This window comes from Aliterella sp. E5.1, assembly GCF_057473825.1.
Window position 1 is genome coordinate 1 of the sequence record NZ_JBYCCV010000465.1, and the last position, 1,194, is coordinate 1,194.

Genomic DNA, 1,194 nt, shown 5'->3' on the forward strand with positions numbered 1-1,194 from the left:
TAAGCTAATCGGCATCAAAGTTGCATAATAAAAAGGTAAAGCTGATTCAAAGTAACTATGCCACCAGCAGCCAAGAATTTTTTAAGGTCGGAACAAGTCGTTCATCTACAGCAAGCCCTCAAGGAGAACGAACTAGCGCACGTAAGGGAAAGAATTTTAATTATCCTGCTCCAAAACGATGGCAAAACGCAACATAAAATTGCTAAATTTTTAGGTTGTTCGCCTAGAACAGTTGCATATTGGTGTATGCATGGAGATCCAGATAATCTAGAGACCTTACATAATAAAAGAGAATACGAATATTACCGGAAAGCCACGGCTGAGTATATTGAACTATTATTAAAAACCGTCGACCAATCACCAGTGGATTTAGGTTATGAATTTGGTAGATGGACGGCAGAGAGATTAGCTATATATTTAACCGAGCAAACAGGGATTGAGTTAAGTAGTTCTCAAGTTAGAAGGATACTAAAGCGAAAAAAGTATAGTTATATTTGGGCTAAGTACGATTTGGGAGATAAACAAGATCCAGTAGAGAGAGCTTTATTTCAAAAGAGACTTAGCGACTATTTAGTAGTAGCAAGAGATTATCCAGAGCTTTTACAGGTATGGTTTTGGGATGAAAGCGGGTTTAGTTTACAGGTAATTCGGCGCAAAAATTGGGGTCAGAAAGGACAACGTAAGAAGCTCGCAGGGCAACGCCGTCGTGGTCGAATAAATGTCATGGGGGCAATTCGAGAATCAGACCGGAAGCGCATATGTTTTTTTATTAAAAAAGGTAATGCAGATATCTTTCTGGAGCAACTGCAACAATTTAATGAATTAATTAAACAAGAGTGGGTAAACAAAGGAAATCACTCTCTTGATTTTCAGCTACATGGTCCTAAAATTATTTTAATTCTAGATAATGCTAGTTTTCATAAACGGCAAGATATTTTAAGTCAAGTATCCAAAGATTTGACTAACTTTCGATTGGATTTTTTACCAGCCTATAGCCCTGACTATAATATTATTGAATTAGTTTGGCATTCATGTAAGGAATACATTGCTCACCGTCTATTTCAATCAGTAGATGAATTGAAGCTACTACTGGATAGGCTGTTAAATCAAGGCGAGTTAGTAATTGAATGGCATCGCAAGATCAAAAATAAAGGGAATAACCATCATATTGCAGCTTAAGTGCTTATTAGCTTA

The 1,194-nt window shown here is 36.8% G+C and carries 1 protein-coding gene; it reads left to right on the forward strand.

The window, feature by feature from the left end:
- Positions 1-57 precede the first annotated feature (57 nt).
- Entirely contained in the window at positions 58-1,179 is a 1,122-nt protein-coding gene (locus AC2VE5_RS28260) for an IS630 family transposase (RefSeq protein ID WP_486890817.1), read from the forward strand.
- The last annotated feature ends 15 nt before the right edge of the window (positions 1,180-1,194 follow it).